General features: G+C 76.1%; 1 pseudogene. It reads right to left on the bottom strand.

Annotation, left to right across the window (positions count from 1 at the left end):
- Window positions 1-218: 218 nt before the first annotated feature.
- Window positions 219-1,122, bottom strand: a pseudogene (locus SSNG_RS12100) (tetratricopeptide repeat protein); the annotation flags it as partial.
- Between the last annotated feature and the right edge of the window lie 136 nt (window positions 1,123-1,258).

Below are 1,258 nucleotides of genomic sequence, written 5' to 3'. Positions count from 1 at the left end.
GGTGCCGGTGGGGCAGGGGCCGGCGGCGGGGCGGCCGGGGGTTCGTGACCCGACCGGCCCGCCGCGCCCGCGGTCGGGGTGACCGGGAGGGTCGGGGTGGAGTCCGCGTCCGGTGGCGCGGCGGAGAGGGCGTATCCGCACACCCCGCAGAAACGGTCACCCTCTTCCAGGGGCTCCGCGCAGCTGGGGCAACCCGACAGCCGATGCATCGACATCACTCACACCCACGTCCGGGGACGGAAACGGTTTGCCCGTTCCACCAGTTCGATCCGCTCCTCGCCCCGCTGCGCCAGCCGGGCGAGGACACGGTAGGAGCGTTCCAGGCCGAAGCGCAGCCCCCGCTCGTCCAGTTGACTGCCGAGCAGCGAGGTCCGGCCGGGGTCGGCACCCCGGCTACCCGACAGTACCCAGTCCAGGGCGGAGCCCAGAACCTCCGTCGCCAGCCGCTCCTGCCGCTCCGGGTCCAGGCCGAACCGCCGCAGCGCCTCCACCTGGCCGGACGCCGCCACGAGGTCGGCCAGCAGCTCTTCGTCCGGGGACCGGTCGCGCAGGCGTGCCCGTACCGCCGCCACCCGTGCGGCGGTGTAGTGGATCGACGCCTCCGGTACGGATTCCAGGGTGCGCACCGCCGCGTCCCGGTCTCCGGCGGCCAGTTGGACCCGGGCCAGGCCGAAGGCCGCGCTCACGAAGCCCGGATCGGTGGTCCACACGAGCCGGTAGTACTCGGCGGCGTTGTCCAGCTGGCCCAGGACCTCGGCGCACAGCCCGAGCGCCAGCTTCGGCGCCGGCTCGCCCGGGAAGGCGTCGTAGACGGCGTCGAAGGACAGGGCCGCTATCTCGTCGTCCCCGGTGGCCAGGGAGGCGATCCCGCGCGCCCACACCACCCGCCAGTCGTCCGGATGGCGGGCCTCCAGCTCGGCCAGGGCGTCGCCGGCCACGGCCAGTTCGCCCAGTTCGAGCCGGGCGCGCAGCTCCCGCAGCCGCAGCTCCGCCGAGTCGGCCGGGGCCGCGCCGAGGGCGCCGAGCAGGTCGGCGGGCGCGGAGGTGAGGAGTCCGGCGAGGAAACCCGGCATTTGGGGTCGGCCCGGTTTCAACCAGCGGCACCGGCAGGGCGAGCGCGGTGTTCACGGGGCGTCGAGCCACCGCGAGCCCCGCCGCCGCCGGCACGGGCGTACGGGCCGCCGGGAGCGCCGCGAACGCCTGCGCGGGCGCCAATGCGGCGTGCCGCGGCCCGGGCACGGGAGCCCCGGCGACGTGC

The organism is Streptomyces sp. C (genome assembly GCF_000158895.1).
Classification (GTDB): Bacteria; Actinomycetota; Actinomycetes; order Streptomycetales; family Streptomycetaceae; genus Streptomyces; species Streptomyces racemochromogenes.
The sequence above is the reverse complement of the archived record's forward strand: the minus strand, read 5'-3'. Positions and strand labels throughout refer to the sequence as shown.